Source organism: Allosphingosinicella vermicomposti (assembly GCF_003012815.1).
Classification (GTDB): domain Bacteria; phylum Pseudomonadota; class Alphaproteobacteria; order Sphingomonadales; family Sphingomonadaceae; genus Allosphingosinicella; species Allosphingosinicella vermicomposti.
In genome coordinates this window covers 765,348-791,542 of record NZ_PXYJ01000001.1, presented here as the reverse complement: position 1 = coordinate 791,542, position 26,195 = coordinate 765,348, and the positions used below count along the sequence as shown (strand labels likewise).

21 protein-coding genes and 1 other RNA gene are annotated in these 26,195 nt (G+C 64.0%); 7 read left to right on the top strand and 15 right to left on the bottom strand.

Annotated elements, in window-relative coordinates:
* Nucleotide 1: 1 nt before the first annotated feature.
* From C7I56_RS03890 to C7I56_RS03870, 5 genes are all read right to left on the bottom strand, one after another.
* Complete coding sequence (locus tag C7I56_RS03890) at nt 2–1,603, bottom strand: DNA polymerase III subunit gamma/tau (RefSeq protein ID WP_106639188.1); 1,602 nt, start codon at nt 1,601–1,603, stop codon at nt 2–4.
* Between the two features lie 281 nt (nt 1,604–1,884).
* An RNA gene (ffs, locus tag C7I56_RS03885) (signal recognition particle sRNA small type) lies at nt 1,885–1,979 on the bottom strand.
* 476 nt (nt 1,980–2,455) lie between these two features.
* The gene (locus C7I56_RS03880; protein ID WP_106639187.1) at nt 2,456–2,791 is read right to left on the bottom strand and encodes a 2Fe-2S iron-sulfur cluster-binding protein; all 336 of its coding nucleotides are present in this window, start codon (nt 2,789–2,791) and stop codon (nt 2,456–2,458) included.
* Nucleotides 2,788–4,008 (bottom strand): cysteine desulfurase family protein, encoded by a 1,221-nt coding sequence (locus C7I56_RS03875; protein ID WP_106639186.1) that lies wholly within the window; start codon nt 4,006–4,008, stop codon nt 2,788–2,790. Before C7I56_RS03875 ends, C7I56_RS03880 begins: the two co-directional genes overlap by 4 nt.
* Nucleotides 4,005–5,093 carry a cysteine desulfurase family protein gene (locus C7I56_RS03870; protein ID WP_106639185.1) on the bottom strand — a complete coding sequence of 363 codons (1,089 nt, stop codon included), beginning with the start codon at nt 5,091–5,093 and terminating at the stop codon, nt 4,005–4,007. The genes C7I56_RS03875 and C7I56_RS03870 overlap by 4 nt, the downstream gene beginning before the upstream one ends.
* Before the next feature lie 374 nt (nt 5,094–5,467).
* On the opposite strand from C7I56_RS03870, the gene C7I56_RS03865 reads away from it, so the two are divergent.
* Nucleotides 5,468–6,124: an alpha/beta hydrolase gene (locus tag C7I56_RS03865; protein ID WP_106639184.1), complete on the top strand. Its 657-nt coding sequence runs from the start codon at nt 5,468–5,470 to the stop codon at nt 6,122–6,124.
* Between the two features lie 84 nt (nt 6,125–6,208).
* Here C7I56_RS03865 and C7I56_RS03860 read toward each other — a convergent pair whose 3' ends face one another.
* Nucleotides 6,209–6,388: a hypothetical protein gene (locus tag C7I56_RS03860; protein WP_106639183.1), complete on the bottom strand. Its 180-nt coding sequence runs from the start codon at nt 6,386–6,388 to the stop codon at nt 6,209–6,211.
* Nucleotides 6,389–6,524: 136 nt separating this feature from the next.
* Entirely contained in the window at nt 6,525–7,496 is a 972-nt protein-coding gene (locus C7I56_RS03855) for a threonine ammonia-lyase (protein WP_106639182.1), read from the bottom strand.
* Between the two features lie 205 nt (nt 7,497–7,701).
* Here C7I56_RS03855 and C7I56_RS03850 point away from each other — a divergent pair, with 205 nt between their 5' ends.
* The 3 genes from C7I56_RS03850 to C7I56_RS03840 all read left to right on the top strand — a co-directional run bounded on the left by C7I56_RS03850 (nt 7,702) and on the right by C7I56_RS03840 (nt 10,642).
* Nucleotides 7,702–8,889, top strand: a complete 1,188-nt coding sequence (locus tag C7I56_RS03850) for a type III PLP-dependent enzyme (protein WP_106639181.1) — start codon at nt 7,702–7,704, stop codon at nt 8,887–8,889.
* Between the two features lie 112 nt (nt 8,890–9,001).
* A complete protein-coding gene (locus C7I56_RS03845) occupies nt 9,002–10,057 on the top strand; it encodes a 1,9-bis(guanidino)-5-aza-nonane synthase (protein WP_106639180.1) in 1,056 nt (351 codons plus the stop codon).
* A gap of 147 nt (nt 10,058–10,204) precedes the next feature.
* Nucleotides 10,205–10,642, top strand: coding sequence for an MAPEG family protein (locus tag C7I56_RS03840; protein WP_199792315.1), 438 nt, complete (start codon nt 10,205–10,207; stop codon nt 10,640–10,642).
* 77 nt (nt 10,643–10,719) lie between these two features.
* On the opposite strand, the gene C7I56_RS03835 is transcribed toward C7I56_RS03840, so the two are convergent.
* The 6 genes from C7I56_RS03835 to C7I56_RS03810 form a co-directional block, all read right to left on the bottom strand.
* Entirely contained in the window at nt 10,720–11,919 is a 1,200-nt protein-coding gene (locus C7I56_RS03835; protein WP_106639179.1) for a class I SAM-dependent RNA methyltransferase, read from the bottom strand.
* Nucleotides 11,916–13,304: an NAD(P)H-hydrate dehydratase gene (locus tag C7I56_RS03830; protein WP_106639629.1), complete on the bottom strand. Its 1,389-nt coding sequence runs from the start codon at nt 13,302–13,304 to the stop codon at nt 11,916–11,918. The genes C7I56_RS03835 and C7I56_RS03830 overlap by 4 nt, the downstream gene beginning before the upstream one ends.
* Entirely contained in the window at nt 13,291–14,013 is a 723-nt protein-coding gene (locus C7I56_RS03825) for an N-formylglutamate amidohydrolase (protein WP_106639178.1), read from the bottom strand. Before C7I56_RS03825 ends, C7I56_RS03830 begins: the two co-directional genes overlap by 14 nt.
* Nucleotides 14,010–14,747 carry an enoyl-CoA hydratase/isomerase family protein gene (locus C7I56_RS03820; RefSeq protein WP_106639177.1) on the bottom strand — a complete coding sequence of 246 codons (738 nt, stop codon included), beginning with the start codon at nt 14,745–14,747 and terminating at the stop codon, nt 14,010–14,012. Before C7I56_RS03820 ends, C7I56_RS03825 begins: the two co-directional genes overlap by 4 nt.
* A 114-nt stretch (nt 14,748–14,861) precedes the next feature.
* On the bottom strand, nt 14,862–15,839 hold the full coding sequence (locus C7I56_RS12560) for a GHMP family kinase ATP-binding protein (protein WP_106639176.1): 978 nt from the start codon (nt 15,837–15,839) through the stop codon (nt 14,862–14,864).
* Between the two features lie 10 nt (nt 15,840–15,849).
* A complete protein-coding gene (locus C7I56_RS03810; RefSeq protein WP_106639175.1) occupies nt 15,850–17,499 on the bottom strand; it encodes an electron transfer flavoprotein-ubiquinone oxidoreductase in 1,650 nt (549 codons plus the stop codon).
* 162 nt (nt 17,500–17,661) lie between these two features.
* Between C7I56_RS03810 and C7I56_RS03805 the strand changes: the two genes are divergently transcribed.
* The 3 genes from C7I56_RS03805 to C7I56_RS03795 all read left to right on the top strand — a co-directional run bounded on the left by C7I56_RS03805 (nt 17,662) and on the right by C7I56_RS03795 (nt 21,329).
* Entirely contained in the window at nt 17,662–18,363 is a 702-nt protein-coding gene (locus tag C7I56_RS03805) for a uracil-DNA glycosylase family protein (RefSeq protein ID WP_106639174.1), read from the top strand.
* Nucleotides 18,360–20,117 (top strand): lytic transglycosylase domain-containing protein, encoded by a 1,758-nt coding sequence (locus tag C7I56_RS03800; RefSeq protein ID WP_106639173.1) that lies wholly within the window; start codon nt 18,360–18,362, stop codon nt 20,115–20,117. The genes C7I56_RS03805 and C7I56_RS03800 overlap by 4 nt, the downstream gene beginning before the upstream one ends.
* Nucleotides 20,118–20,255: 138 nt before the next feature.
* A complete protein-coding gene (locus C7I56_RS03795) occupies nt 20,256–21,329 on the top strand; it encodes a PA0069 family radical SAM protein (protein ID WP_106639172.1) in 1,074 nt (357 codons plus the stop codon).
* A 39-nt stretch (nt 21,330–21,368) separates the two neighbouring features.
* Here the strand turns inward: C7I56_RS03795 and dnaE are convergent, their stop codons facing one another.
* The gene (gene dnaE / locus C7I56_RS03790) at nt 21,369–24,854 is read right to left on the bottom strand and encodes a DNA polymerase III subunit alpha (RefSeq protein WP_106639171.1); all 3,486 of its coding nucleotides are present in this window, start codon (nt 24,852–24,854) and stop codon (nt 21,369–21,371) included.
* 70 nt (nt 24,855–24,924) lie between these two features.
* Nucleotides 24,925–26,151, bottom strand: coding sequence for a lysozyme inhibitor LprI family protein (locus tag C7I56_RS03785; protein WP_158702988.1), 1,227 nt, complete (start codon nt 26,149–26,151; stop codon nt 24,925–24,927).
* Nucleotides 26,152–26,195: the final 44 nt, after the last annotated feature.

The window sequence follows — 26,195 nt, the reverse complement described above, 5'->3', positions numbered from 1 at the left end:
GTCAGGCGCTCCGTCTTTCTTTTCCGGGATAGTCGATAAGCTCGGCCTCAGGGAAAATCTCCCGCGCGGCCGAGATGATGGGGTGATCGAGGATTTTCTGCTTGTTCGCTTCCGCCGCCATCTTCTCCTGTTCGAGGAGCGTCGGTTCGGAGGGCGCATCGGAAATGGCGACGGTCCACTGTTGCCCCGTCACCGCTTTCAACGCGGCGGTAAGGTCGCGCGCGAAATCGCCCGGCAGCGGCTTGGCGGGCCGGATTTCCAGCTCCGGCGGCTCGTAGCGGACGATGCCCGCATAATCGTGAAGCTGCTGGGCGAGCAGAGCCTTGCCGCCCTCCTGTAGCGCAGGGATCAGCGCTTCGAACGTCGCGGGCAGTGCGAGCATGGCGGGTTCGGGCGCAGGCTGCGGCGGCGCGGCGCCGGACGCAGGTGCGCGCGCGGGCACCGCCTCCCCGCTCGTCAGCTTTTCCATGAGCGTGCCGGGATCGGGCATGTCGGAGGCGTGGACGATGCGCAGCAGAGCCATCTCGGCGGCTTCCAGCGGCATCGCGGCGCTGTTCACTTCATTGAGACCCTTCAGCAGCAGCTGCCACATGCGGTGAAGCGCGGCGTGGCCGAGGCGGCTCGCCCAATCGGCATAAGCCTCGCGTTCCTCGACCGATTGCGCGGGATCCTGACCGCCGCCGACCTTCGCCCGCGTGATGCCGTGGACGCTTTCGAGAAGGCCACGGATGATCGCGGAGGGCTCGACGCCCAGATCATATTGTTCTCGCACCGCCGCCAATGCGGCCTGCGCATCGCCCGCAAGGACGAGGCCAAGCATATGCCGCACCGCGCCGCGATCGGACAGCCCCAACATCCTCCGCACCTGCTCCGCCGTGACGCCGTCCGCGCCGTGAGCGATCGCCTGGTCGAGAATGGAGAGGCCGTCACGGGCCGACCCTTCCGCCGCCCGCGCGATCAGCGCCAGCGCCTCGGGTTCAGCAGTGACGCCTTCCTTCTGCACGACTTCAGCGAAATGGGCGGCAAGCTGTTCGGCGGAAATGCGGCGGAGGTCGAAGCGCTGGCAGCGTGACAGGACGGTCACCGGCACCTTGTTCACCTCAGTCGTGGCGAACAAAAACTTCACATGTTCAGGGGGTTCTTCCAGAGTCTTCAGAAGCGCATTGAACGCATTCTTCGACAACATGTGGACTTCGTCGATAATGTAGACCTTGAAGCGCGCCGACACGGCGGCATAGCGCACCGCCTCGATAATCTCCCGCACATCGTCCACGCCGGTGTGGGACGCGGCGTCCATCTCGACGACGTCGATATGGCGCCCTTCGGCAATCGCGCGACACGGTTCGCACACGCCGCAGGGATCGATGGTCGGTCCACCCTGCCCGTCCGGGCCGATGCAATTCAATGCCTTGGCGACGAGGCGCGCGGTCGAGGTCTTGCCCACCCCGCGCACGCCGGTCAGCAGGAAGGCGTGCGCCAGCCGCCCGCGCCGGATCGCATTGCCCAGCGTCTGCACCATCGCATCCTGGCCGATCAGCTCGCCAAAACTCTGCGGCCGATATTTGCGCGCGAGGACGCGATAGGGCTGGGGAGATTCGCTCATGGGCTCATCTGTAACCGTTCGGACTGGGCCTGTCGAAGCCCTGCAACGGATAATATACACCCGCTAGCCCTGAGCCTGTGGAAGGGCGTGTGAATCGCACATTGCCCACGCCCTTCGACAGGCTCAGGGCTAGCGTCGGTGGGATGGAGCGAGTCTAGGGTGTTGCGATTGTTCGCTTTCTCGCCATTGCGAGCTCAAGCGAAGCAATCCAGCGGCTGGATCGCCACGCCGCTTTGCGGCTCGCGATGACGAAGAAGGTAAAAGCGTCGCGGCGAAGCTGCGCGGTAGGAGCCGGGCGACCCGGGGCGAAATCGTTACGGCTGCTTCCTTCCGGACCTGACCGGGTTGGCGACAGCACCGTCCGCCCGACTCCCGCGCGCTAGTTAGGGGGAGCTTGCCCATCTTGCAATGGCCCAAAGCGGGGCGACACCCACCTTTCCGCAACCAGGAAGGCCAGCGGCGTCGTACAGGCAAGCAACCAAAGGGCATATCCTATGCCCAATCCACAGCCGCGATAGAGCCCTTCGTCAAATGGCCGGAACCCACCGATTTGGAGGGCTGCTAAAAGCGCAAGAATTAGCGCCGCCATTGATAGCGACGCCCACGGTCGCTCGCCGGATGCGAGGGGAACAAGCGCAAGAAGCAGAAGCGGATTTGCGTACCAGCCAAATTGCCCTTCGATCGGTCCAGCCCAACCTGAAACCAGCATAGCCAATCCGGACTGCCAAAAGCTTTGGGGCGCCATATCGCCATACGCAGCGCAATATTGGACGGCCGGAAGCGCAAGCGACCCCGCCCATGTTGCGGCAACGGCCAAAGCGAACCAGCGACCGACGCGCACATCGCTCACGATCAACGCCCCTGCATATTATGGGCGCCGGGCGGCACACGAACGGAGATGCTTTCCATCTCCTCGGTGAGCCAGATCTGGCAGGACAGGCGCGAGGTGCGCGTTGCGTGCATGGCGAGGTCGAGCATATCCTCTTCCTCCTCGCTGGCGCGCGGCAGCTTCGCAAAATCTTCTGCCTCCAGGATGACGTGGCAAGTGGAGCAGGCCATCTGACCCTCGCATGTGCCTTCCAGCGGCTGACCATCCGCCTGCGCAACATCGAGCAGGCGCGCGCCGGGCGCGGCCTCGACCTCGCTCAGCACATCTCCATTGGCCGAGAGGAAACGCACGATGGTCATGCCGCGAACTGCCTCTGGCGCCGCGCGGCGGCCATGATGAGATCGAGGGCGTGAAGCAAGTCTTCCTCCGTCGTGTAGCGGCCAAAGCCGATGCGGATACTCGCCCGCGCTTCGCGATCGGTGAGGCCGAGTGCGGAGAGAACATGGCTTGGCCGCCCCGATCCGCTTGCGCAGGCCGACCCTGCGGAAAAGGCGACATCGCGCACATCCGAAATGAGGCGGGCGCTGTCCACGCCGGGCATCAGGATGTTGAGATTGCCGTGATAACGCGCATCGGCCGATCCATTCAAAATCCATTGATTGTCCAACCGTTGCCAGGCAAGTTTCCAAAGCCTTTCGAGATGCGCATGATCTTCCTCCGCGCGTTCAGCCAGCAGCCGCGCCGCCTCACCAAAACCCACGCAAAGCGCTGGCGAAAGGGTGCCGGAGCGGGTGCCCCCTTCCTGCCCGCCGCCATGAAGCAGCGGCTCCAGCACAACGCCATCGCGCACCCACAAGGCGCCAATGCCCTTCGGCCCATGTACCTTATGGGCGGACAATGCGATCATGTCGCAGGCTTCGACCGGCACCGGCACTCGGCCGAAACCTTGGACCGCATCACAGAAGAAAATTGCGCCTTTTTCGTGCGCTAGAGCAGCAAGCTCAGAAAGTGGCTGAATAACGCCAATCTCATTGTTGACCAGCATCGCCGCGACGAGGCCGGTACGGTCGTCGATGCGATCGGCCGCGAGATCGAGGTCGACAAGGCCATCCGGCCCGACCGGAAGGATATCGATTTCAAATCCCTGCCCTCCGAGCCAGGCTACGGTGTCGAGTACGCACGCATGTTCGGTGGCCAAGGTAACGATCTTGCGCTTTCCTTTGGGGAGGCGCGCCGCAACGCCTTTAAGTGCCCAATTCGCTGCCTCGGTCGCCCCAGAAGTAAAGTACAACTTTCCCCCTGCCCCATTGCCGTTCGGTTCGAGCGCAGTCGAGAACCGTGGTTCGGAGTCTGGGGCAAGCACTTCTCGACTTCGCTCGAAGCGAACGGAAGGAAGGAGGAGCGCCTGTACGATCCGCTCCCGCGCCACTTCGATCACGGCGGCCGCTTCCCGCCCAAGCCGGTGCGGCGAATGTGGATTGCCAAACTGGGTCTCGATCCACGGCCGCATCGCTGCCGCGACTTCCGGCGCAACCGGGGTCGTCGCCTGGTAATCGAGATAGATGGGCGCCTTCATGCCGCTCGTTTCCGCGCCGCCATTTCGGCCCAGGCTTCTGCAAAGCGCAGCACGTCCGCTTCCGTGGTCGACCACCCGAAACTCACCCGCACCACCTCCCGCGCCGTTTCCTCACTCATGCCCATAGCCAAGAGAACGCGGCTGGGCTTCAAGCTACCAGACGAGCAGGCGCTGCCCGCCGACACCGAAATACCCGCCGCATCGAGCTGAATAAGCTGCGCCAGCGCGGGCACGCCCGGCATGCGATACGCGCCGATAGTGGGGATGCGCGGGGCATCCGCAGCGATCACAACGCCGCCTGCTTCAACGACCCGCTCATCAAGCGCCGCGCGCAGCCGCGCCGCTTCTTCTAGCCAATCCTTGCGCGCCTCCAGCGCGGCGGCCATGGCGAGGATCCCCGGCACATTCTCCGTTCCCGGCCGATAGCCATGCTCCTGACCCCCAACCGCATCGACGAGGCCATATTCACGGACCAGCAGGGCCCCGACACCCGGCGGACCGCCAAGTTTGTGAGCGGACAGAACGATCATGTCGGCCTTTGGGAGAGGCAATTTCCCCGCAGTCTGCGCGCAATCAGCGAGAAGGAGTCCGCCCGTGCCGCGTATCACCGCTGCGATCTCGTCCAGCGGCTGAATCACGCCAGTTTCGTTATTGGCGTGCTGAACCACGTAAAGCTCATTGTGCTCCTGCGAACGCAGGAGCCCAGTTTCCCCGCCCGAACCGCTGGACTCCTGCTTTCGCAGGAGCACGACACCTCGGGAGTCCACGTTCAATCGCTCAGCCTTCGGCGTCAACCTTAACACCGCATCATGCTCAACCGGGGAAGTGACGACCCGCTCGCGTCGGCGCAGCGCAAGCGCCAGCCCCTCGCTCGCGCAGGAGGTGAAGATCACCTCCCCCTCCCAGCCGAGCGCCGCCTTGATCCGTGCTCGCGCATCTTGCAGCGCCGCCTTGGCCGCTCGGCCTTCGGCATGAGGCGAACTCGGATTGGCCCAGATGTCCATCGCCGCCGCCATTGCTGCCTTGGCTTCCGGCCGCATCGGCGTCGTTGCGGCATGGTCCAGATAGATACGGTCGTCAGCCACTCTTGCTCCTAGGGCCTGTATTCGGCGATGAGGTGTACCGGGATCGTCCGGAGACGGCTTTTGGGCAGGAGAGAGCCGAAGGGCGGGCTAACCGCCAGAACAAGGCGATCGACGCCGCCAAAAGCCGCCTCCGGACGACTGCGGAGCGGCGGGCCGTCCTTTGCCGTTTGGCGGCGTCGTTCGTCGGTCACGATGCAAAAGCATCGCTCCGTTCCTCTCTCCTTGCCAACCGCCAAATGCCAACCCGTCACGGTGCACCTCATCGCCGAATACAGGCCCAGATTGCTAAGTCGCCCTCTCTCCATATATAGGAGCGCGCGAACCGTGGCCCAGCCGGGCCGCGCCCTTATTCTTGCAACCCGTGCCGAGGTGCAATGCCCGAAGTTATTTTTCCTGGCCCCGAAGGCCGTCTCGAAGGCCGTTTCCAGCCCGCTCCGCGTCCGCGCGCGCCGGTGGCGATGATCCTTCATCCCCATCCGCACAGCGGCGGCACGATGAACAATGCCATCGTTCAGGCGCTCTACAAGACGTTCGTGCGCCGGGGCTTCGCGGTCCTGCGCTTCAACTTCCGCGGGGTCGGCAAGAGCCAGGGCGTGTTCGACAATGGCATCGGCGAATTGTCGGACGCCGCCTCCGCGCTCGATTGGGTGCAATCCATCCATCCGGAAGCCGAACAGACCTGGGTCGCGGGCTTCAGCTTCGGTGCATGGATCGGCATGCAGCTTCTGATGCGCCGCCCGGAAGTGCGCGGCTTCATCTCGATCGCGCCGCCCGCCAACATGTATGATTTCACCTTCCTCGCGCCCTGCCCGTCATCGGGCATCATCATCCAGGGCGAAGAGGATGAGGTGGTGACGCCGATCGCGGTGCAAAAGCTCGTCGACAAGCTTCGCACCCAGCGCCACATCACCATCGCGCACGACACGATCCCGGGCGCCAACCATTTCTTCCAGAATGAGATGCCGGAGCTGATGAAGTCGGTGGACGACTATCTCGACTTCCGCCTCGATCCGAGCTGCCCGATCCGCTGATTTTCTTTCCCTCTCCAAGCCGTTCGCTTCGAGCGTAGTCGAGAAGCGTGTCTCGACTACGCTCGACACGAACGGCTTGGGGTCTCAAGTTATGGGCATCGTCCAGATCAGCACGTTGCCGAGGATCACCGCACCGGCGATCAGCATCAGCACCCCGCGCTTCACGTCGCGCTTCTTCGCGATCAGCCACATGCCGCCAGCGCCAAGTGCGAAGACGGCGAGCATGCCGATGGAGAGGGCGAGGTTTCCGATACCGCTGTTCATGGCCTGCCTTTGGCATGATGATGGAAATCAAGACAAGCCGTTCGCCCTGAGTAGCGGCTGAGCGGAGCCGAAGACGCGTATCGAAGAGCCTAAGCTGGGGAACGCTTCGATACGGGCCTTCGACTTCGCTCAGTCCCTACTCAGCACGAACGGCCTGAGAAGTGAGTATGTCAGCATAAAGGGCGGAATCGACATTACCCCCCGACACCAGGATCACGCTCCTGGCGCTGAGGCTTCCCGCCTTCCCGGCCAGAGCCGCCGCGAGCGCGACCGCGCCGCCCGGCTCCACGACCAGCCGCAGGTGCCGCGCGGCGAAGGCCATGGCGGTCTGCACCTCCTCCTCGCTCACCGATACGCCCGTCGCGCCAGCATCGCGCAGCGCACCGAAGGTCAGCGGCGACACCAATTTCGTCTGCAGCGCGTCGCACAGGGTCGCGGGCGCATCGTCCGGCACCGGCACCCGCTCGCCCGCTTCGAAGGATCGCGCCATATCGTCCCAGCCTTCGGGCTCCACGGTCACGATCTCGGCATCCGGCAAGGCAAGCGCGATACCGGCCGACAAGCCTCCACCGCCGCAGCAGACCAGCACCTTGTCCGGCATGCCGCCCAATTGCTCGGCTATCTCTACGCCCGCCGTCCCCTGCCCCTCGATAATGTCAACATCGTCGAAGGACGGCACCAGGGTCGCCCCCTTCTCCGCCGCCAGCCTTGCGCCGATCTCCTCGCGGCTCTCCGTCACGCGGTCGTAAAAGACGATCTCCGCGCCCGCCTCCCGCGTCGCCGCGACCTTCACCGCAGGCGCGTCCGACGGCATGACGATCGTCGCCAGTATTCCGAGCCGCTTGGCCGCGATCGCTACGCCCTGCGCATGATTGCCGGACGAAAAGGCGACGACGCCCCGCTTTCGCTCGTCAGCGCTTAGCTGCAGCAGCCTATTCGTCGCTCCACGCAGCTTGAAACTGCCGCCCGTCTGCAGGCACTCCGCCTTCACCCAGGATGTCACACCGCCGATTTCCACCGGCAAGAGCGGCGTCTTCACGACATGATCGCGAATTCGGGCGGCGGCGGCGCGAACGCCTTCCTTGGTTGGAAATCGACTCATAAACATCCTCGACTCGTCGCAGCCTCAAAACGGACCGGCAGTGTCACAAACCGCTCGTCCTCCCTGAGCTAACATGCTGGCGCAGCGCTGGAAAACGCAGGCCTTTACATGGCGAAACGACGCTCATATATCGCGCCCTCCGCTGCCCCATGGGGACTTCCAAACCGCAAGGCAGCATTTTCGTCAACAATGCCTCTGGAGGTCCCTTGAATTGCACAAGCATCATAGCGCGCTGGGGCTAGCTTCCCTTAATCGGCCGGTTCAGCCGGTCACGCTCCTTCGTCCGCATGCCGCACAGCGTGCCGCCCGCTTCTTTGTCGAGAAGTTTCCGGGCAAGCCGATGTATGCGGTGAAGGCAAACCCCACTCCGGAGCTCCTTGAGATCCTGTGGGATAGCGGAATTACGCATTATGACGTCGCCTCCATCGCGGAAGTGCGCCTGCTTGCGCGCACTTTGCCGGACGCGACGCTGTGCTTCATGCACCCAGTGAAGGCCGAGGAAGCGATCGAGGAAGCCTATTTCACGCATGGCGTGCGCACCTTCTCGCTCGACACTCTGGACGAGCTGGAAAAGATCGTGCGCGCGACGAAGGGCGCCACAGACCTCAATCTCTGCGTTCGCATCCGCGTCTCCTCCGATCATTCGAAGCTGAGCCTTGCTTCCAAGTTCGGCGCGGAGCCGGACGAGATGAAGGCTTTGCTCATGGCCACCCGTCAGGCCGCCGACGCGCTCGGCATCTGCTTCCATGTGGGCAGCCAGGCGATGACGCCCGCCGCTTATGGCGAAGCGATGGAGCGCGTGCGCCAGGCGATCGTCGAGGCGGCGGTCACCGTGGACATCGTCGATGTCGGCGGCGGCTTCCCGTCCACCTATCCGGGCATGGAGCCCCCGCCGCTCGAAACCTATTTCGAAGTCATTCATAAGGCCTTCGAAAGCCTGCCGATTTCCTATTCGGCGGAACTCTGGTGCGAGCCGGGCCGGGCCCTGTGCGCCGAATATGCAAGCGTCCTCGTCCGCGTCGAAAAGCGCCGGGGCGACGAGCTGTACATCAATGACGGTGCCTATGGCGCCCTGTTCGATGCCGCCCATGTCGGCTGGCGCTTCCCGGTGAAGCTCGTCCGCGAGGACGCATCCGACACGCGGGACATGGCGTTCAGCTTCTACGGGCCGACCTGCGACGATCTCGACCATATGACCGGGCCGTTCATGCTACCCGCAGACGTTCAGGCGGGCGATTATATCGAGATCGGCATGCTCGGCGCCTATGGCTGCGCGATGCGCACGGCCTTCAACGGCTTCGGATCGGATTTGAAGGTGATCGTGGAGGATGAGCCGATGGCCTCGCTCTACCTCGCCCAAGAGGAACGCCCGGCGGCCTCGAACGTCGTGAAGCTGTAACGGCAAACATACATATTTGGCGTCATTCCGGCGAAAGCCGGTATCTCCCTTCTCCCTTTAAAGAAGTGAGATTCCAGCGTTCGCTGGAATGACGGGTCATTGGAGACATACGATGAACACCGAAACCCCGATCAACGACACCCGCAAGGCGGAACTCCTGTCGAAGGAAGTCGAACATATCGACATCAAGAGCTTCGACGCGCGTCCCATCGTCGATGCGATGAAGAAGATGAGCTTCACCTCGCGCGATCTCGGCCGTGCGACGGAAATCTACAATCAGATGCTCGCCGATCCGGATTGCTCGGTGATCCTCGTGATCGCGGGCTCGACCTCGGCCGGCGGCTGCATGAATCTCTATGCCGATCTCGTCGCCAACAACATGGTCGACGCGATCGTCGCGACCGGTGCGACCATCGTCGATATGGATTTCTTCGAAGGCCTTGGCCACAAACATTATCAGGCGCAGGAAATCCCTGACGACGATACGCTGCGTTCGCTCTACATCGACCGCATCTACGACACTTATATCGACGAAGAGCAGCTTCAGGTCACCGATCACACGATCGGCGAAATCGCCAACAGCCTTGAACCCCGCCCTTATTCCTCGCGTGAGTTCATCAAGGCGATGGGAAAGTGGCTGGTTGAAAACGGCAAGAAGGACAACAGCCTCGTCAAGCTCGCTTACGAGCATGACGTGCCGATCTTCTGCCCGGCCTTCGTCGACAGCTCGGCGGGCTTCGGCCTCGTCAAGCACCAGGTCGACCGGATGAAGGAAGGCAAGCCCTATATGGTCTTGGATGCCATCGCCGACTTCCGCGAGCTGACCGACCTCAAGATCAAGGCAGGCACCACCGGCCTCCTCATGATCGGCGGCGGCGTTCCGAAGAACTTCACGCAGGACACCGTCGTCTGCGCCGAAATCCTCGGCCACGAGGATGTCGAAGTACACAAATACGCGGTGCAAATCACCGTTGCGGACGTTCGCGACGGCGCCTGCTCCTCCTCGACGCTGCAGGAAGCCGCAAGCTGGGGCAAGGTCTCCACGGCGCTGGAACAGATGGTCTTCGCCGAAGCCACGAGCGTTCTCCCGCTCCTCGCCTCCGACGCTTATCATCGCGGCCACTGGAAAACCCGCGCCAAGCGCGCCTTCGGCAAGATGTTCGGCTAACCAGCCTCGTCATTGCGAGGAGCGCAGCGACGAAGCAATCCATCTCGCGGTCAGCCTGGCGATGGATTGCTTCGCTCGCGATGACGACAGGTTGCATATCCGTAACGATTGAAGCACCTTCCCTTCAAACAGGGGAGGTGTTTTTTCATGATCTACAGCCCAATTCTCGCGCCCGTCGTCGTGCTCGTTGCGTGGTCGCTCATCGTCATGTTCTGGATGGTTTTTACCCGTTTCCCGGCGATGAAGCGGAAAGGAATCAGCCTGAAGGGACGGGTCGGCTCCCGCCCGGGCGCGCTCGACGGCGTCGTGGAAGACAATGTCCAGTGGAAGGCCCATAATTACAACCACCTGATGGAGCAGCCGACCTTATTCTACGCCATCTGCCTGACGCTGGCGGTGATGGGGATCGGCCACGGCCTAAACCTCTACCTTGCCTGGGGCTATGTGGGCCTGCGTGTTCTGCACAGCCTGGTCCACGCCACGACGAATGTCGTTACCCACCGCTTCATCCTGTTCGTACTGGCTTCTATCTGTCTGATTGCGCTGACTCTGCACGCCGCGATGGCGGTGATATATCGCGGTTAACCGGCGTTGTGCTCCTGCGAAAGCAGGAGCCCAGACTTTCCACCGGTGCTGCTGGGTTCCTGCTTTCGCAGGAACACTTAAGCGCGTTCGCGGCTAAAGGCCGCCGCCAGTTCGACGTGCGTGGACCAGCGGAATTGGCCGACCGGCTGTATCCAGTCGAGCCGGTAGCCGCCGTCCATCAGCATCTTCGCATCGCGCGCGAAGGTGGAAGGATTGCAGGACACATAAGCGATGCGCGGCGCCGCTGAGCGGGCGATGAGCGCGATCTGTTCCTTGGCTCCGGCCCTCGGCGGATCGAGAACGAGGGCTTCGAAGCGATTGAGCTCCTTCTCGTCCAATGGACGGCGGAATAGGTCGCGGTGGTCGACGAAGATCTGCCGCTGCGCCCGGTTCGCCGCAGCCTTGAGCGACAAGGCCGCATCCCGTGCGCCTTCGGCCGCATAGGTGCGGCCCGGTAGGGACAGAGCGAAGGTGCCGAGGCCCGCAAACAGATCCGCAACAATCTGCGCGGGCCCAACAGCCTCCCGCATTGCCGCGACAAGCGCCGCCTCCCCTTCCTCTGTCGCCTGCAGGAAGGCACCATGCGGCAGCGGAACCGCAACGCCGCCGAGCGTGACGGTCACCGGTTCGGGCTCCCAGCGCGTCTGGGGCCCATAGCCGTCATCGAGTGCCAGCCGGGCAAGGCGGTGCGTCTCGGCAAACGCCGCCAGCGCCTCGGTCGCGGCAAGGCTATCCGCCGTCACATTTTCCAGCAGGACGTCGACGCCCTGATCGCAAAGCGTGAGCCGCACCCCGCCACTGCCGCGCGGGCCAAGCAACTTGCCGATAAGCGTCCGGATAGGCGCGATCAGCGCAAAGAGTTCGGGCCGGAGGATATGACATTCGCGTATGTCGATGATCTTGTGGCTCTTCTCCGCATTGAATCCGAGCAGCACCGTCTTGCCCCGGCTTTCCGCCCGGAGCGACGCGCGGCGGCGGCTGTTGGGCGGCGAGATATGGGGTGGGCGGATATCGACGCCTGTTATGCCCTGCGCGGCCAGAGCCGAAGCGACCCGGTCCATGAGGAAATCCGCAAAGGCTGCATCGTCCACATGCTGGAGCTGGCACCCCCCGCATTCCGGGAAATGGCGGCACGGCGGCACCTGATGATGCGGCCCCGGCGTCACCACGCCGTCGGCGCTCACTATGTCACCCGGTGCCGTCTTCGGCACATGGCGCCCGCTCTCGGTCACACCGTCGCCACGCGCGGCAAGGCGCAGGATCGTCTCATCAGTCATAAACATTCGCTCAAAGCTCGCGGCAGATGCCGGATCAGATCGTCGGCGATCAGGAAGGGGCCCGCGAGTTCCGCCGCGCGTGCATGCAGCCAGACAGCGGCACAAGCAGCCTCGAAAGCCCCCATCCCGCGCGCCCGCATTGCGGCGACAATCCCCGTCAGCACATCGCCTGTTCCCGCCGTCGCCAGCCAAGCGGGCGCACCGCCGGAAATCGCCGCCCGCCCATCCGGCGCCGCGACCACCGTGTCGGCGCCCTTCAGCAGCACCACGGCGTTGGCCCGTGCGGCGGCGGCGCGAACCTGATCGATCTTGCTCCCTTCCAGCGTCCCGAACAGCCGCGCGAATTCCCCGCCATGGGGCGTCAGGATCGGCGGCTCCACCAAGCTGGAGAGCAGCCCAATATCTTCCGCGATCAAGTTCAGCGCATCGGCGTCGAGGACGAGCGGATGTCCGGACTGCATCGCCTGCCGCAGCAGGCCCTTCGCGCCGTCCGACCGGCCAAGACCCGGCCCGACCCCAAGCGCATTGATGCGACGGTCGCTGATGTTCGCGCCGTCACGCTCGGTCGATTGCACCACGGCTTGCGGCACATCGCGAACGTGACGGTCGGCGACCAGGCGCACATAGCCCGCCCCTGATCGGGCCGCCGCCGACGCGCAAAGCGCCGCCGCGCCGGGCATGTCACCGCCTAGGACCGCGACATAGCCGCGATCATATTTGTGAGCATCCGGCCCTGGTTTCGCCAATCGAGGCCGCTCGATCCGCACGAGTTTGCTGGTCGCCGCGATACCGATGTCCGCCACCACGATACGCCCCATGTGGCGCGCGGCTGGCTGTAGCAAGTGAGAAGGTTTCAGCGCTCCGAACGTCACGGTCAGGTCGAAGTCCGGCACCGCGGACAGGATCGCCCCGCTATCGGTCGCCACTCCGCTCGGCAGGTCGACCGCAACGGAAATCCGGGCCGCTTCCGCCAATCGGCACAGAGCGCCGCTTAAGGCAACGTCGAGAGCGCGGGACAGCCCAGTGCCGAACAGGGCATCGATCAGCAGCGGCGCGCTTTTCGCTTCCTCGATCCGCTCGACCGGGCCGGTCCAACCCTTTCGTGCATCCCGCGCCGGATCGCTTGCCGGTTCGCCCGTCGCGGCGACGCGCACATCCACGCCTTGTTCGGCAAGGGCGCGGGCGATGACATAGCCGTCGCCGCCATTATTGCCGGGCCCGCACAGCACGACGGCAGGCAGCGGACCGGCGAAAATCCGGATCGCCTCAGCCGCCGCAATCCCTGCTCGCTCCATCAGCAGGCGAGCGGGCGTGCCAGCTACGACGGCGGCGGCCTCGGCTGCGCGCATCTCCGCGGCGGTCAGGATCGGGTCAGGCGAGCGCATCATGCGTTTCGCGGATGACCGGAACCAGGATATCGGCCCAGCGCGCGACACCGGCAGCGTCGCAGATCAGATCCTGCCGCACCTCAATGGCGAGATAGGGGAGCCCCCGGCTTTCCGCATGGCGATCCATAGTCGCGTTGAGGAGCTTGCCCGAATAAGGCTCATTATCGCCCGTCGGGATGCCGCGTGCGCGAAGTAGGTCGATGGCGAACCGCGCGGCGCGGGCGTCTTGATTGTAGAGTATGCCGACTTCCCACGGCCGCGCTTTCTCGGGCTCGGTGCGCAGGCGCGGCGTAAAGCTGTGCAGGGTGAAGAGCATCCTAGGGGCGAGCGCCTTCACCTTCTCCTCGATCAGCGCATGATAGGGCCGGTGAAAACGCGCGATCCGCGCCTCGCGGCCCTCGGCATGGAGGTCGGTGTTGGCCGGGACGACATGGCCGTCGCTGATCGGTGGAATGGCAGCCAGCTCATGCTCGTGCCGGTGAAGGTCGACTACCAAGCGCGACACGCGGGCGAGAATGGCGGGGCATTGCAGCCGCGCCGCGACGATGCGGGCGAGCGGATCGATGCCAATATCCACCGCGATATGTTCGTTGAACAAGGCGGGATCGATGCCGAGGTCGATATCGTCCGGCACATGATTGGAGGCATGATCGGCAACGAGCAGCAGCCCGTGGTCGGCGCCCGCAATGAATTCCGCCACGTTCATTTCTTCACCCGTAGCGCCACGCGGTCCGCAAGCGCGTCCGAAGCCATCAGGGTGTCGAACAGCCGGTCCTGTTCGTCGTCGCTCCGCTGCCCTCTGGCCGCGAGCCGCACACCGCGCCGGAGCGCCGCGAGGCTTGCCGTTTCAAAGGACGCGATGCTCTTCACCAAAGCTTCGGCGGCCTGTGGCGCGCAATCGCTGGCAATCTCGACCAGCCCGATAACCGACGCCTCGCCCCCGCTGACCGGCGCGGCGGAGAGGAGCAGCCGCGTCGCCTGCCCCGGGCCAACCAACTGGACGAGTCGCTCTATATCTTCTTGAGGATAGGAAATGCCGAGCTTGGCCGGCGTGATCGCCAGCTGCGCGCGCGTATCAGCCACGCGAATGTCGCAGGCCATAGCAAGCGCCACCCCCGCGCCGTAGCAAGCCCCCTCGATCACTGCGACTGAAGGAATGGAGAGCCCCGCCAGCCGGTCGAGCCCCGCCCGCATCGCGGCGCGAAAGGCGCCCGCAGCCTCCTCATCGCCCCGAAAGCCCGCAAAGTCCGAAATGTCCGCCCCAGCGCAAAAGGCTCCGCCCGGCAGCCCCGAAACCACCAGCACACGCGCACCCGAAGCTTCAACCTCACCCAGTACCGCCTCAAGCTCCGCCCACCCCGTGAGCGGCACAGCATTCCGCGCCTCCGGCCGGTTCAGCCGCAGCCGCGCGATGCTGTCGTCGAGAGTGAGATCGAACATGCCGCCCTGTTGCCTTGGGAGAAGGCGTTTGTCGCGTGAAATTTGCCGAAGTGCGGACGACCTGCGCTGCTCTATCACGGTCGAGATTCCGGCCTTCACCGGAGGCGGCCGGGGTTAGATCAAGCGGGACGAGAGCTTCCACCAATCGGGATGGGCGTCTCTGATAGCTGTAGCAGCCGCATCCCGGGCCTCTTCATCCTCGAACAACGCAAAGCAGGTTGCGCCGGACCCAGACATGTGGATGAGGGTCGCGCCGGGCTGTGCCGAGAGAGCTGCAAGGACCGCTTCGATCTCCGGCGCGACAGCGCAAGCAGGGGCCTGGAGGTCGTTGCGGCCCGCTTTGGGGTCGCCCGGCATCGGGCCTTTGTCCACGCCGTCCCAGCCGTTAAACACGGCGGCGGTGGAAACGGCGGTGCGCGGGTTGACGAGGAGGACGGGGGTTCCGGCAAGGCCGAGGTCTACGGGGCGCAGCTGGTCCCCGCGCCCGTCGCCGCGCGCCGTACGGAATGCGAGGCAGGCTGGCACGTCCGCGCCGAGTCTCCGGGCGATCTCATCGATCGCGGCCCAAGTGGGAAGCACGCCCTGCTCTCCGGCCGCAAGTCCGTCGCTCGCCTTCCTGTAAGAAGCCTTATAAGGACGCCCCTTATAAGGCGCCAATGCGCGCATTGCGGTGGTTTGGGAAGTGTCGGGTAGGTCGGTGGCTTCGGAGGTTTGGGGGGCATCGGTTATCCCCCACCACCGTGCCAGCAGGCGGAGAGCGGCGGCGGCGTCGGCGGAGCCTCCGCCTATGCCGGAAGCGACGGGCAGGTTCTTTTCCAAAGTGAGGGCTGCACCGTTCTTAGCCTTATCGATGCCGAACCGCTCGGCCAGGGCGCTCGCTGCACGAAGGACGAGATTGTCTTCGCCTGCGCTGAGCCCTTCCGCAAAGGGGCCGGTGATGCGGAGGGTGATCTCGCCTTCTCCCTCCTCCACCCGCAGCCGGTCGCCGTCCGCGCAGAAGGCGAAGAGGGTTTCGATGCGGTGATAGCCGTCCGGCTCCCGCGCCCGAACGTGGAGGGCGAGATTGAGCTTGGCGTAGGCGGTTTCCTCCACGTGCGCGCGCTTACATGTTCGGATAATTGGGGCCGCCGCCGCCTTCCGGGACCACCCAATTGATGTTCTGCTTGGGATCCTTGATGTCGCACGTCTTGCAGTGGACGCAATTTTGCGCGTTGATCTGGAGGCGCGGGTCGCCCTCCTCCTGGCCGACAATCTCGTAGACGCCCGCCGGGCAATATCTTTGCTCAGGCGCGTCGTAGAAAGCGAGATTATAGTCGATCGGAACGGCGGCGTCCTTCAGCGTCAGGTGGACCGGCTGATCCTCCTCATGGTTGGTGTTCGAGAGGAACACCGACGACAAGCGATCAAAGCTGATAACGCCATCGGGCTTCGGATAGTCGATCTTTCGCGCCTGATCCTTGGTGAGCAGCCCTTCATTGTCGGGATGATGGTGGAGCGTGAAGGGCAGGCCGATGCCGAGGTGCCGCATCCACATGTCGAGGCCCGCGACCATCGTTCCGAACATCGGGCCGAATTTGGCGACAGCAGGCTCGGCGTTGCGGACGGTCTTCAGTTCCTTCGCGACCCAGCTCTTTTCCAGCGCTTCGGGGTAGTCCGCAATCTCGTCGCCCTGCCGGTCCGCCTTGATCGCCTCGAACGCGGCTTCAGCGGCGAGCATGCCGGATTTCATCGCGGTGTGCGTGCCCTTGATGCGCGGTACGTTCACAAAGCCCGCCGAGCAGCCGATGAGGGCGCCGCCCGGGAAGGTGAGCTTCGGCACGGACTGCCAGCCGCCCTCATTAATCGCGCGCGCGCCATAAGAGACGCGCCGCCCGCCCTCGATGATCGCGCGGACTGCCGGATGTTGCTTCCAGCGCTGAAATTCCTCGAAGGGCGAGAGATAGGGGTTCTTGTAACCAAGGCCGACGACGAAGCCCAAGGCGACTTGCCCGTTTTCCTGATGATAGAGGAAGCCGCCGCCCACTTCATCGCTGAGCGGCCAGCCCTGGGTATGGATGACGCGGCCCGGCACATGCTTGTCGGCCGGAATGTCCCAAAGCTCCTTGAGACCGAGCGCATAGACTTGCGGCTCCCGGCCATCGCGGAGGTTGAAGATGCGGATGAGTTCCTTCGACAAATGCCCGCGCACGCCCTCCGCGAAAAAGGTATATTTGGCGTGGAGCTCCATGCCCGGCTGGTAATCAGGCTTGTGCGTACCATCGCGTGCGACGCCCATGTCGCCGGTTGCGACGCCCCTGACCGAGCCGTCCTCGTTGAACAGGACTTCGGCGGCCGCGAAGCCGGGGAAGATTTCCACGCCCAGCGCTTCGGCCTGCCCGGCGAGCCAGCGGCAGAGGTTGCCGAGCGAGCAGGTATAGGTGCCCTTATTATTCATGAAGGGCGGAAGGAGGGCATGCGGGAATTCGTGCTTCTTTGTCTCGGACAGGAACCAATGGTGGTTCTCGGTCACCGGCACGGTGAGCGGGCTGCCCAATTCCTTCCAATTGGGGAGGAGTTCATCGAGCGCGCGGGGATCGATAACCGCACCCGACAGGATGTGGGCGCCAACCTCCGATCCCTTTTCAAGAACGCAAACGGACAGTTCGCGTCCTTCCGCGTCGGCCAACTGCTTCAGGCGGATCGCGGCGGCGAGCCCCGCCGGGCCCGCCCCGACGATCACAACATCATAGGCCATGGACTCGCGTGCCGACATTCATCTTCTCCAATATTCGTGGGCGCCGCGCCGGACTCATATCGTCGCAAACAGCCTTCAACTCGCAGATAAGCGCCCTTTTTAAGGTTGACCAGCCCGTCCTCCTCTGACCCTAGTGCAATCGTGGAGCGGGGCAGCGACACCTTATCCCCTGCGGCCGCGATGAGCGCGCTCCAGTGGTGGATCGAAGCGGGCGTCGACACGATGGTGAGCGACGAACCGCGCGATTGGTTGCGCCCGAAAACCGTTCCTGTTCCGGCTGGTACGCCGGAAGCCAAACCGGCTCCAGCCTCGCCCGCTCAGGAAGCCTTGCCCGCGACCCTGGACCTGTTCCAGGCTTATTTGCGCGACAGCGATGCCCTGCCCTACAGCGCGCCGCGTGCGCCGCGCGTCATACCTTCAGGCGATCCGGCGTCCGGGCTGATGATCATGATCGACATGCCGAGCGAGGATTGCCTGCGCGATCGCCAGCTGATCGGCGGTGAGGCTGGGCGGTTGTTCGACAGAATACTCGCCGCGATCGGGCGCGACCGCACAAGCGTCTATCTCGCCGCCCTCTCCTGCTTCCGCGCACCGAGCGGCGTGCTGGCAAAGCCGGAAGAGGACCGCTGCGCCGAAATTGCGCGCCACCACGTGGGGCTCTCCAGCCCGCGCGCTTTGCTATTGATGGGCGATGGCGCAGCGCGGGCGCTGACCGGCCAATCGGCGACACAGGCGCGCGGGCGCTGGCATGAAGTCGCAACCCCTTCCGGCCCTGTGCGCGCGATTGCGACGCTGAGCCCACAAAGCCTGATTTCTCACCCCCGTCTAAAGGCCCATGCCTGGGCCGACCTGCAAATGCTGATGGAAGGATTTGAGCCATGACGATCGTTCGCGCGGCCCTGCTCCTCGCCGCATCGACGGCCATTGCCACCCCCGTCGTGGCAAATGCGTGGGACAAGGTTCAGGCCCCTGCCCCCGCGCCTTCGGAGCTGAACGCCGCCGAGCGCGCCCAATATCGTGAAGTCTTCGCGGCGATCCGGGGCGGGCGCTTTGCCGATGCCGCCGCGCGGCTCGATGGGATGAGGGACGGGCCCCTTCATGCCTTTGCCCGTGCCGAACTTTATACAGCGAAGGACAGCCCGGAAGCGTCGCTCGAGCAGCTTTCGGCACTTCTTGCCCGCGCCCCGGAATTGCCCCAGGCTGCGCAGCTTGTCCGGCTTGCCGCGCGGCGGGGGGCGACCGCCCTTCCCTCCATTCCCCAACCGCAGCGCTTCGATTGGGCGGGCAGCCAGCCCCGCCGCGAGCGGGCGAAGAGCGTGAAGGGTGATCCCGTTGCTGCGCAGATCGAACCGGTGATCAGCAAGATGATCGTCGACGATCAGCCTGCGGCTGCCGAGACGTTGCTAATCTCCCGTGAGGCGGAAATCGGCCCGCAGGCGCTGACCGAATTGCAGCAGCGTATCGCCTGGTCCTATTATCTGATCGGCGACAATATTTCGGCGCGAAGGCTGGCGGACAAGGCCCGGCGCGGGGTCGGCGACTGGGCGCTGCAAGGGGAATGGACCCACGGCCTTGCGTCCTGGCGGATGCAGGATTGCGACAATGCCGCTTATTCCTTCGGAACGGTGGCGGGCAGATCGAGCGATGCGGAGCTTGCCGCCGCCGGCCATTATTGGGCCGCGCGCGCCGATATGATGTGCGGGCGTCCGCAGCAGGTGCAGGGCCGGTTGCGCGTGGCAGCGCGGGCGAACGAAACCTTTTACGGGCTGCTGGCGGCGACGGCACTGGGCATGAAGGCTCCCGGCCCCGGCATTCATAATTACCGGGACGCGGAATGGCGCAACGTGGCGGGCCGACCCAATGTGAAGGCTGCGATAGCCCTTGCCGAGATTGGCGAGACGGATCTCGCGGGCGAAACGATCCAGCATCAGGCGCGGATCAACCCCGCCGATCACGACGCGATGCTTCACCTCGCCAGCGACCTCAGCCTCGCCCAGACGCAAATGTGGCTCGCCCACAATGTGCCGTCAGGTAAGCGGGTGGCGTTCACCGCCCGTTATCCGGCGCCGGATTGGCGCCCGGCACGCGGCTGGCGGGTCGATCCTTCACTTGCCTATGCCCATGCTCTTCAGGAATCGAATTTTCGAACGAAGGCCGTCAGCCACGCCAATGCCCATGGCGTGATGCAGGTTGTGCCCGGCACGGCCGGCGACATTGCCCGCAAGCGCGGTGATCCGTTTAGTCGCGAGATGCTGTTCGACCCCAATGTGAACGTCGAATATGGCCAATCCTATCTCGAATATCTGCGCGACTATAGCGGTACGGGCGGCCTGCTGCCGAAGGTGATCGCAGCCTATAATGCCGGTCCGGCGCCGATTTCCCGCTGGAATGAGCAGCAGATGGCCGGCGGCGATCCGCTGCTCTACATCGAGTCCATCCCTTATTGGGAAACACGCGGTTACGTGCCGATTATCCTGCGCAATTATTGGGTTTATGAGCAGCAAGCCGGAAAAACGGGATCGGCATCGCGGCAGGCGCTCGCCCAAGGTATGTGGCCTCGTTTTCCGGGCTTGAGCGGCCCGACTGCTGTGCGGATTGCGCCGCAGAGGGCGAGCACAGCTTACGGTTCGCCCTGAGAACCATGCTTCACCCCGGCGAAGGCCGGGTCTTAGGACGAGAAGACGCCCTAATTGTCACAAGATTCCGGCTTTCGCCGGAATGACGGTTTAATTTTGCTCTTTATCTGTTCTTGGCATCGGCGCATAAGCCCTTGGATGAGACACGAAGCCCGCCCGGGACGCGGCGCACCTGTTAACAATGTGCCGACCCGCTTCGGCCTCGCCACGCGCGAAGCGGATGGCGATTGGCTCGACGCGCGGGAGGATATTGACGAGGGGCTCCCGCAACTGCGCACCACGGTGACGGTGGAAAAGCCCAAAACGATCATCGCCCGCAACGCATCGCCGGACGTGGGTTTCGACCGGTCGATCAACCCCTATCGCGGCTGTGAGCATGGCTGCATTTATTGCTTCGCGCGGCCAAGCCATGCCTTTCATGACCTCTCGCCCGGCCTCGATTTCGAAAGCCGCCTGTTTGCCAAGCCCGATGCGGCGGAACTGCTCCGCAAGGAGCTGGCCAAGCCCGGCTATGTCGTGCGCAACATGGCGATGGGGACGAACACCGATCCCTATCAGCCGATCGAGGGCAAGTGGCGGATTACACGATCGATCATCGAGGTCCTGGCCGAAATGCGTCACCCGCTGATGATCACCACGAAATCGGACCGCGTGCTGCGCGACATCGACCTGCTGGCACCGATGGCCGCGCAGAAACTGGCCGGCATTGCGCTTTCCATCACATCGCTGACGCCGGAGACTTCGCGGACACTGGAGCCCCGCGCGCCCGCGCCGCGCAAGCGGCTGGCAGCCGTGAAGGCGCTGACAGAGGCGGGCATTCCAACCTATGTGTCCATTGCGCCCATCGTTCCGGCAGTCACTGACCACGAGCTGGAACATATCGTGGAAGCGGCGGCCGAAGCGGGCGCGGTCGGCTGCTTCTATATCCCCGTTCGCCTGCCGCACGAGGTGGCGCCGCTCTTCCGCGCCTGGCTGGAGGAACATTATCCAGACCGGGCGGAAAAGGTGATGCACACCATCCAGTCCCTTCGCGGCGGCAAGGACAATGACCCCAATTGGTTCACGCGGATGAAGGGCCAGGGACCGTGGGCGGATCTGCTTGCGACACGCTTCAAGCTTGCTTGCCGCAAGCATGGCCTCAACCGCGAGAAGCTTGCGCTGCGGACCGATTTGTTCCGTCCTCCGGAAGGCCCGCAGATGCGGTTATTCTAGCGCCCGCTTCACGCCCCTGCAGAAGCAGGAGCACGCTATTTATTCGTTCGAGGCCCAAGCCAGCCTAAGGCTCTCCGACGCGGAAAGGCTCACCCGGCCCATGCCCGGCAGACGCTCGATCCGCGCCGCAATTTCGGCGTCGAGCTGATAGTCGCGACCGAGCAGGACCAAAGCATTCCCGCTCTCCATCGGCACCCGCAACGTGAGGCGCCCGCGCCCACCGCGATGAGGCTCCAGCGCTTCGGCCAGAAGCGCCAGCGCATCCGGTCCCGAAACCTCGACCTCCATCGACAATTGCGTCCGTTGCGACAGGCTTTCGAACGGCTGGATCGACTTGATCGTAACGCGCGGCGTTTCTTCGCCCGGCCGCCGGTCAAGTTCGACGTTTAGAAGCCCGCAGCCGCCGACCTTCGCCGCTTCCTCCACCTGCGCCGCCACCACGTCGTCAAACACCGTCACCTGGAACTGGCCGGAACTATCCGACACCGTACCCATCAGATAGCGGCGTCCTTTGGCTGAAGTCCGCCAGCGCGCTTCCTCGACCAAACCGGCCATCACCCCAGGCGAGCGCCCGCCATCGGCAGGCGCGGGTAGCGCGCTCAGCTGCGCGAAAGTCTTGGCGCCATGCGCTTCGGCGAGATGCCGGTAATTGTCGACCGGATGGGCCGAAAAATAGAAGCCGAATGCTTCCTTTTCCTGCGCCATGCGCTCGGCGAGCGACCAGCTTTGTGCGGTCGGCATGCGGATCGGCACGACATTGGCGGCGCCCTCGCCGAATAGGCCACCCTGCCCGCTTATCCGCGCGTCGGCGGCACTGGCAGCGGCGGCAAGCAAGGTTTCGGGCGACGCGAACACCGCCGCGCGATCCGGCGCGATCCCGTCAAAGGCGCCGCCCGCCGCAAGGCTTTCCAATTGCCGCCGGTTGAGCAGACGCGGGTCGATACGCGCGGCGAACTCATCGAGATCCTTGTAAGGGCCAGCAGCATCGCGCTCGATGCAAAGCTGCTCCATTGCCTTCTCGCCAACACCCTTCAGCGCACCGAGGGCGTAGCGGACGGCATGGCCCTCGCCTGCTGCTTCCACCGAGAATTCGGCCTCACTGCCATTGATGCAGGGCGGCAGGAACATCACTTCAAGCCGCCGCATATCTTCGACGAAGATGGCGAGCTTGTCCGTCTGGTGCATGTCGAAGCACATGGACGCGGCGTAGAATTCGACCGGATGATGCGCCTTCAACCACGCCGTTTGATAGGCGACGAGTGCATATGCCGCCGCGTGGCTCTTGTTGAAGCCATAGCCCGCGAACTTGTCGATCAAATCGAACAGCTCGTTCGCCTTGGCGGGCGTGATCTGATGCGCCGCGCAGCCGCTGACAAAGCGCTCGCGCTGCGCATCCATCTCCGCCTTGATCTTCTTACCCATGGCGCGGCGCAGAAGATCGGCTTCACCCAGACTGTAGCCGGCCAGCACCTGCGCGGCCTGCATGACCTGTTCCTGATAGACGAAGATGCCGTAGGTTTCCTTCAGCACGCCCTCGAGCAAAGGATGCGGATATTCAATCGGCTCCCGCCCGTTCTTACGCGCACCGAAGGTCGGGATATTGTCCATCGGGCCCGGCCGGTAGAGCGAAACGAGCGCGATAATGTCTTCGAAATTGGTCGGCTTCACCGCCGCGAGCGTGCGGCGCATGCCTTCCGATTCCAGCTGGAATACGCCGACCGTTTCACCGCGCTGGAGGAGCTTGTAAACTTCCTCATCATCCCATTCGAGCCGGTCGAGATCGACGCTGATGCCGCGTTTGCCGAGCATCTGCACCGCCTTCTGCAGCACCGACAAAGTCTTCAGGCCAAGGAAGTCGAACTTCACCAGCCCCGCGCCCTCGACATATTTCATGTCGAACTGCGTCACGGGCATGTCCGAGCGCGGATCGCGATAGAGCGGCACGAGCTTGTCGAGGCGCCGGTCGCCAATCACCACACCCGCCGCGTGGGTCGAGCTGTGGCGCGGCAGGCCTTCCAGCTTCATCGCCAGATCGAACAGGCGGCGCACCTGCGGATCGTTCTTATATTCGGCGGCAAGTTCGCTGACGCCGTTTAGCGCGCGCTCCAGCGTCCAAGGGTCGGTCGGATGGTTTGGCACCAACTTCGCGAGCCTATCCACCTGCCCGTAGCTCATCTGCAACACGCGCCCGGTATCCTTCAGCACCGCGCGCGCCTTCAGCTTACCGAAGGTGATGATCTGCGCGACCTGATCGCGGCCATATTTCTGCTGGACGTAGCGGATGACCTCGCCGCGCCGGGTTTCGCAAAAGTCGATGTCGAAGTCCGGCATCGACACGCGCTCCGGGTTGAGGAAGCGTTCGAACAGCAGGTTCAATTTCAGCGGATCAAGATCGGTGATGGTGAGCGCCCAGGCGACCACCGATCCCGCACCCGAACCGCGGCCCGGCCCCACCGGAATATCATTGTCCTTCGCCCATTTGATAAAGTCGGCGACGATCAGGAAGTAGCCGGGAAAGCCCATGCGGACGATAACGTCCACTTCGAAATCCAGCCGGTCGAAATAACGCTGCCGCGCCTCTTCGCCGAGATCGTTATAGGCCGCGAGCCGCGCCTCCAGCCCCGCCCGCGCATCCCGACGCAGCTGCTCGGCTTCGCCCTCGAGATCGCCCGCAAGGCTTGGCAGGATCGGCTTGCGCTTGGGCGCGCCGACCGCGCAGCGCTGGGCCACCACGGCGGTATTCTCGATCGCCTCGGGAATGTCAGCGAACAGGTCGCGCATGTCCTGCGGCGGCTTCATCCAGGCTTCGGGCGATGATTTGTTGCGATCGTCGCGGTCCACTTGGCTCGATTGCGCGATACACAGCATCGCATCATGCGCCTGGTGGAAATGCGCGTCGGCGAAGCAGGCTGGATTGGTCGCGACGAGGGGCAAATCGCGCGCATAGGCAATGTCGATCAGCCCGGCTTCCGCCCTCTGTTCCACCTCCATACCGCGACGGCAAAGTTCGACATAGAGACGTCCAGGAAACAACCCTTGAAGGCGCGTCAGATAGGCTTCGGCCGCGTCCCTCTGCTCCTCGGCAAAGAGGCGCGCGAGGCCGCCTTCCCCGCCTGCGGTGAGCGCGATGAGGCCGTCCGTCCGCCCCGCGAGCACGGCAAAATCAACATGCGCATCCTCCTCGACCGGCCGATCGAGATGAGCGGCCGAAACGAGCGCGCAGAGATTGTCGTAGCCGGTCGCATCCTGCGCATAGAGAGCAAGCCAATCGAGTATCGGCCCCTGCCCGCCCGACGGGCCCGGTCGCGCCACAGCCAGCATCGCGCCGATAACCGGCTGCACGCCCTCGCTTTTGCACGCATCGGTGAAAGCCATGGCGGCATAGAGGCCATTGCGGTCGGTGAGCGCGACGGCGGGAAGGTCGAGCTTCTTCGCCTGCTTGGCGATCGCCTTGGGCTCAATCGCGCCGTCCAGCATCGTGTAGCAGGAGAAGACACGCAGCGGGACGTAGGGGTTGGAAGCCATTATCGGACTATGGGCGCACGGTTCGATTCTGACAAACGCCACGCGGCCTTTTCCACAGATTTCGCGGCGCTCAGCGCATGTCCGACAGGATATCGCGGATTTCGCGGGTGCGCCCGTCGAACGCCTGGGAAACGCAGGCTTCATTGTCACACGCCGCCAGATAAGTGCTGAAGGTTCCCGCCGTCCGCCGGAGAATCGAGGCGGTTTCCCGGTCCGCATTTTCGAGCGCCGAATAATAGAGGCTGGTCGTCCGCCGCTCCTTCGCCGCGAGCGCAGGGTTTGCGCAGAGTATCTGCGCCGATCGTCGCGATGCGCGGCAAGTATTTGCCGCAGCCTTACGCTGGCCTGCGGCGGGCTTGAGCAGCGCGGCAGACTTTTTCGGCCTGGATGCCACAACCTTCTTCGGCACGGGCTTGGCGGCAATCCTGACCGGCTTTTCCGCAGCCTTCTTTTTCTTCGGCGGAGCCTTCACAGCCTTGGTCGTGACGGGTGCAGGCTTCTTCTTTTCGGGCACGACCGTCTTGAGGGCAGCCGTCTTGAGTGGTTTCGCAACAGTTTTAGCTGCGGCCTTTTTAGGCCCCGGCTTCTCAGCCTTGGAGACCTTCACCAACTCAGCTTTTTTTGCGGGCAACGCTTTCTTCGGCGCCACTTCAGGCTTTTTTGGGGGTTCCGCCACTTTCGGCGCAGGCGGCAGAGCCGCTTCCACCGTCTCCTGCGCGGCAATCTTTACGATAGGCGGGACCGCGGCGGCTTCGGGAGGCGCAATCTCAGTCGTCTCAAGCGGTATGGCAGCGCGGATCGCCGCTATCTTACCCGCCTCGGCAGGAAGCCCGAAGGCTGCGAGGCGATAGATGATCGGCTCAGCTCCGCGCATCCGGTAGACGGGGCCGCTGCCGTCCGCCGCCTTTTGCGCGGCATATTCGATCCGCGCATTGATCCGGTGCCGCCCGTCAAACGCATCCTCCGCGCCCGGCGGCAGTTCCAGAATGAATTCGCCGCCGCATACGATCACGCCCAGCGACTCATCATAAGCCTGCACGACCGGATCCTCGACGCGCACCACGGTCGTCCCGGCGAGCAGATCGAGCGCGGCGGGATCGCCCTCGCGTAAATCCAGGGCTTCTTCGAAAAGCTGCGCTTTCAGCCGGTCGTAGGTAATCCGCGATCCGCAGGCATCCGACAGCACCTTGCGCGCCGGGGTCTTGCGCGGTTCCGGTGGCGGAGGCGTCTTTTCCGCGACCGTCGAATAGCCGAAGGCCGCCGCGCTCGCGACGAGCGCTAACGGTATCACGATCAAGAATAGTCTGCGCCTTTCCATGAAGACGCCTATAAGGTTCAATG

Coding starts and splice junctions, on each gene's coding strand:
- C7I56_RS03890 (WP_106639188.1), bottom strand. CDS start 1,603: ATGAGCGAATCTCCCCAGCCCTATCGCGTCCTCGCGCGCAAATATCGG.
- C7I56_RS03880 (WP_106639187.1), bottom strand. CDS start 2,791: ATGACCATCGTGCGTTTCCTCTCGGCCAATGGAGATGTGCTGAGCGAG.
- C7I56_RS03875 (WP_106639186.1), bottom strand. CDS start 4,008: ATGAAGGCGCCCATCTATCTCGATTACCAGGCGACGACCCCGGTTGCG.
- C7I56_RS03865 (WP_106639184.1), top strand. CDS start 5,468: ATGCCCGAAGTTATTTTTCCTGGCCCCGAAGGCCGTCTCGAAGGCCGT.
- C7I56_RS03860 (WP_106639183.1), bottom strand. CDS start 6,388: ATGAACAGCGGTATCGGAAACCTCGCCCTCTCCATCGGCATGCTCGCC.
- C7I56_RS03855 (WP_106639182.1), bottom strand. CDS start 7,496: ATGTTTATGAGTCGATTTCCAACCAAGGAAGGCGTTCGCGCCGCCGCC.
- C7I56_RS03845 (WP_106639180.1), top strand. CDS start 9,002: ATGAACACCGAAACCCCGATCAACGACACCCGCAAGGCGGAACTCCTG.
- C7I56_RS03840 (WP_199792315.1), top strand. CDS start 10,205: ATGATCTACAGCCCAATTCTCGCGCCCGTCGTCGTGCTCGTTGCGTGG.
- C7I56_RS03835 (WP_106639179.1), bottom strand. CDS start 11,919: ATGACTGATGAGACGATCCTGCGCCTTGCCGCGCGTGGCGACGGTGTG.
- C7I56_RS03830 (WP_106639629.1), bottom strand. CDS start 13,304: ATGCGCTCGCCTGACCCGATCCTGACCGCCGCGGAGATGCGCGCAGCC.
- C7I56_RS03825 (WP_106639178.1), bottom strand. CDS start 14,013: ATGAACGTGGCGGAATTCATTGCGGGCGCCGACCACGGGCTGCTGCTC.
- C7I56_RS03820 (WP_106639177.1), bottom strand. CDS start 14,747: ATGTTCGATCTCACTCTCGACGACAGCATCGCGCGGCTGCGGCTGAAC.
- C7I56_RS03810 (WP_106639175.1), bottom strand. CDS start 17,499: ATGTCGGCACGCGAGTCCATGGCCTATGATGTTGTGATCGTCGGGGCG.
- C7I56_RS03805 (WP_106639174.1), top strand. CDS start 17,662: ATGAGCGCGCTCCAGTGGTGGATCGAAGCGGGCGTCGACACGATGGTG.
- C7I56_RS03800 (WP_106639173.1), top strand. CDS start 18,360: ATGACGATCGTTCGCGCGGCCCTGCTCCTCGCCGCATCGACGGCCATT.
- C7I56_RS03795 (WP_106639172.1), top strand. CDS start 20,256: ATGAGACACGAAGCCCGCCCGGGACGCGGCGCACCTGTTAACAATGTG.
- dnaE (WP_106639171.1), bottom strand. CDS start 24,854: ATGGCTTCCAACCCCTACGTCCCGCTGCGTGTCTTCTCCTGCTACACG.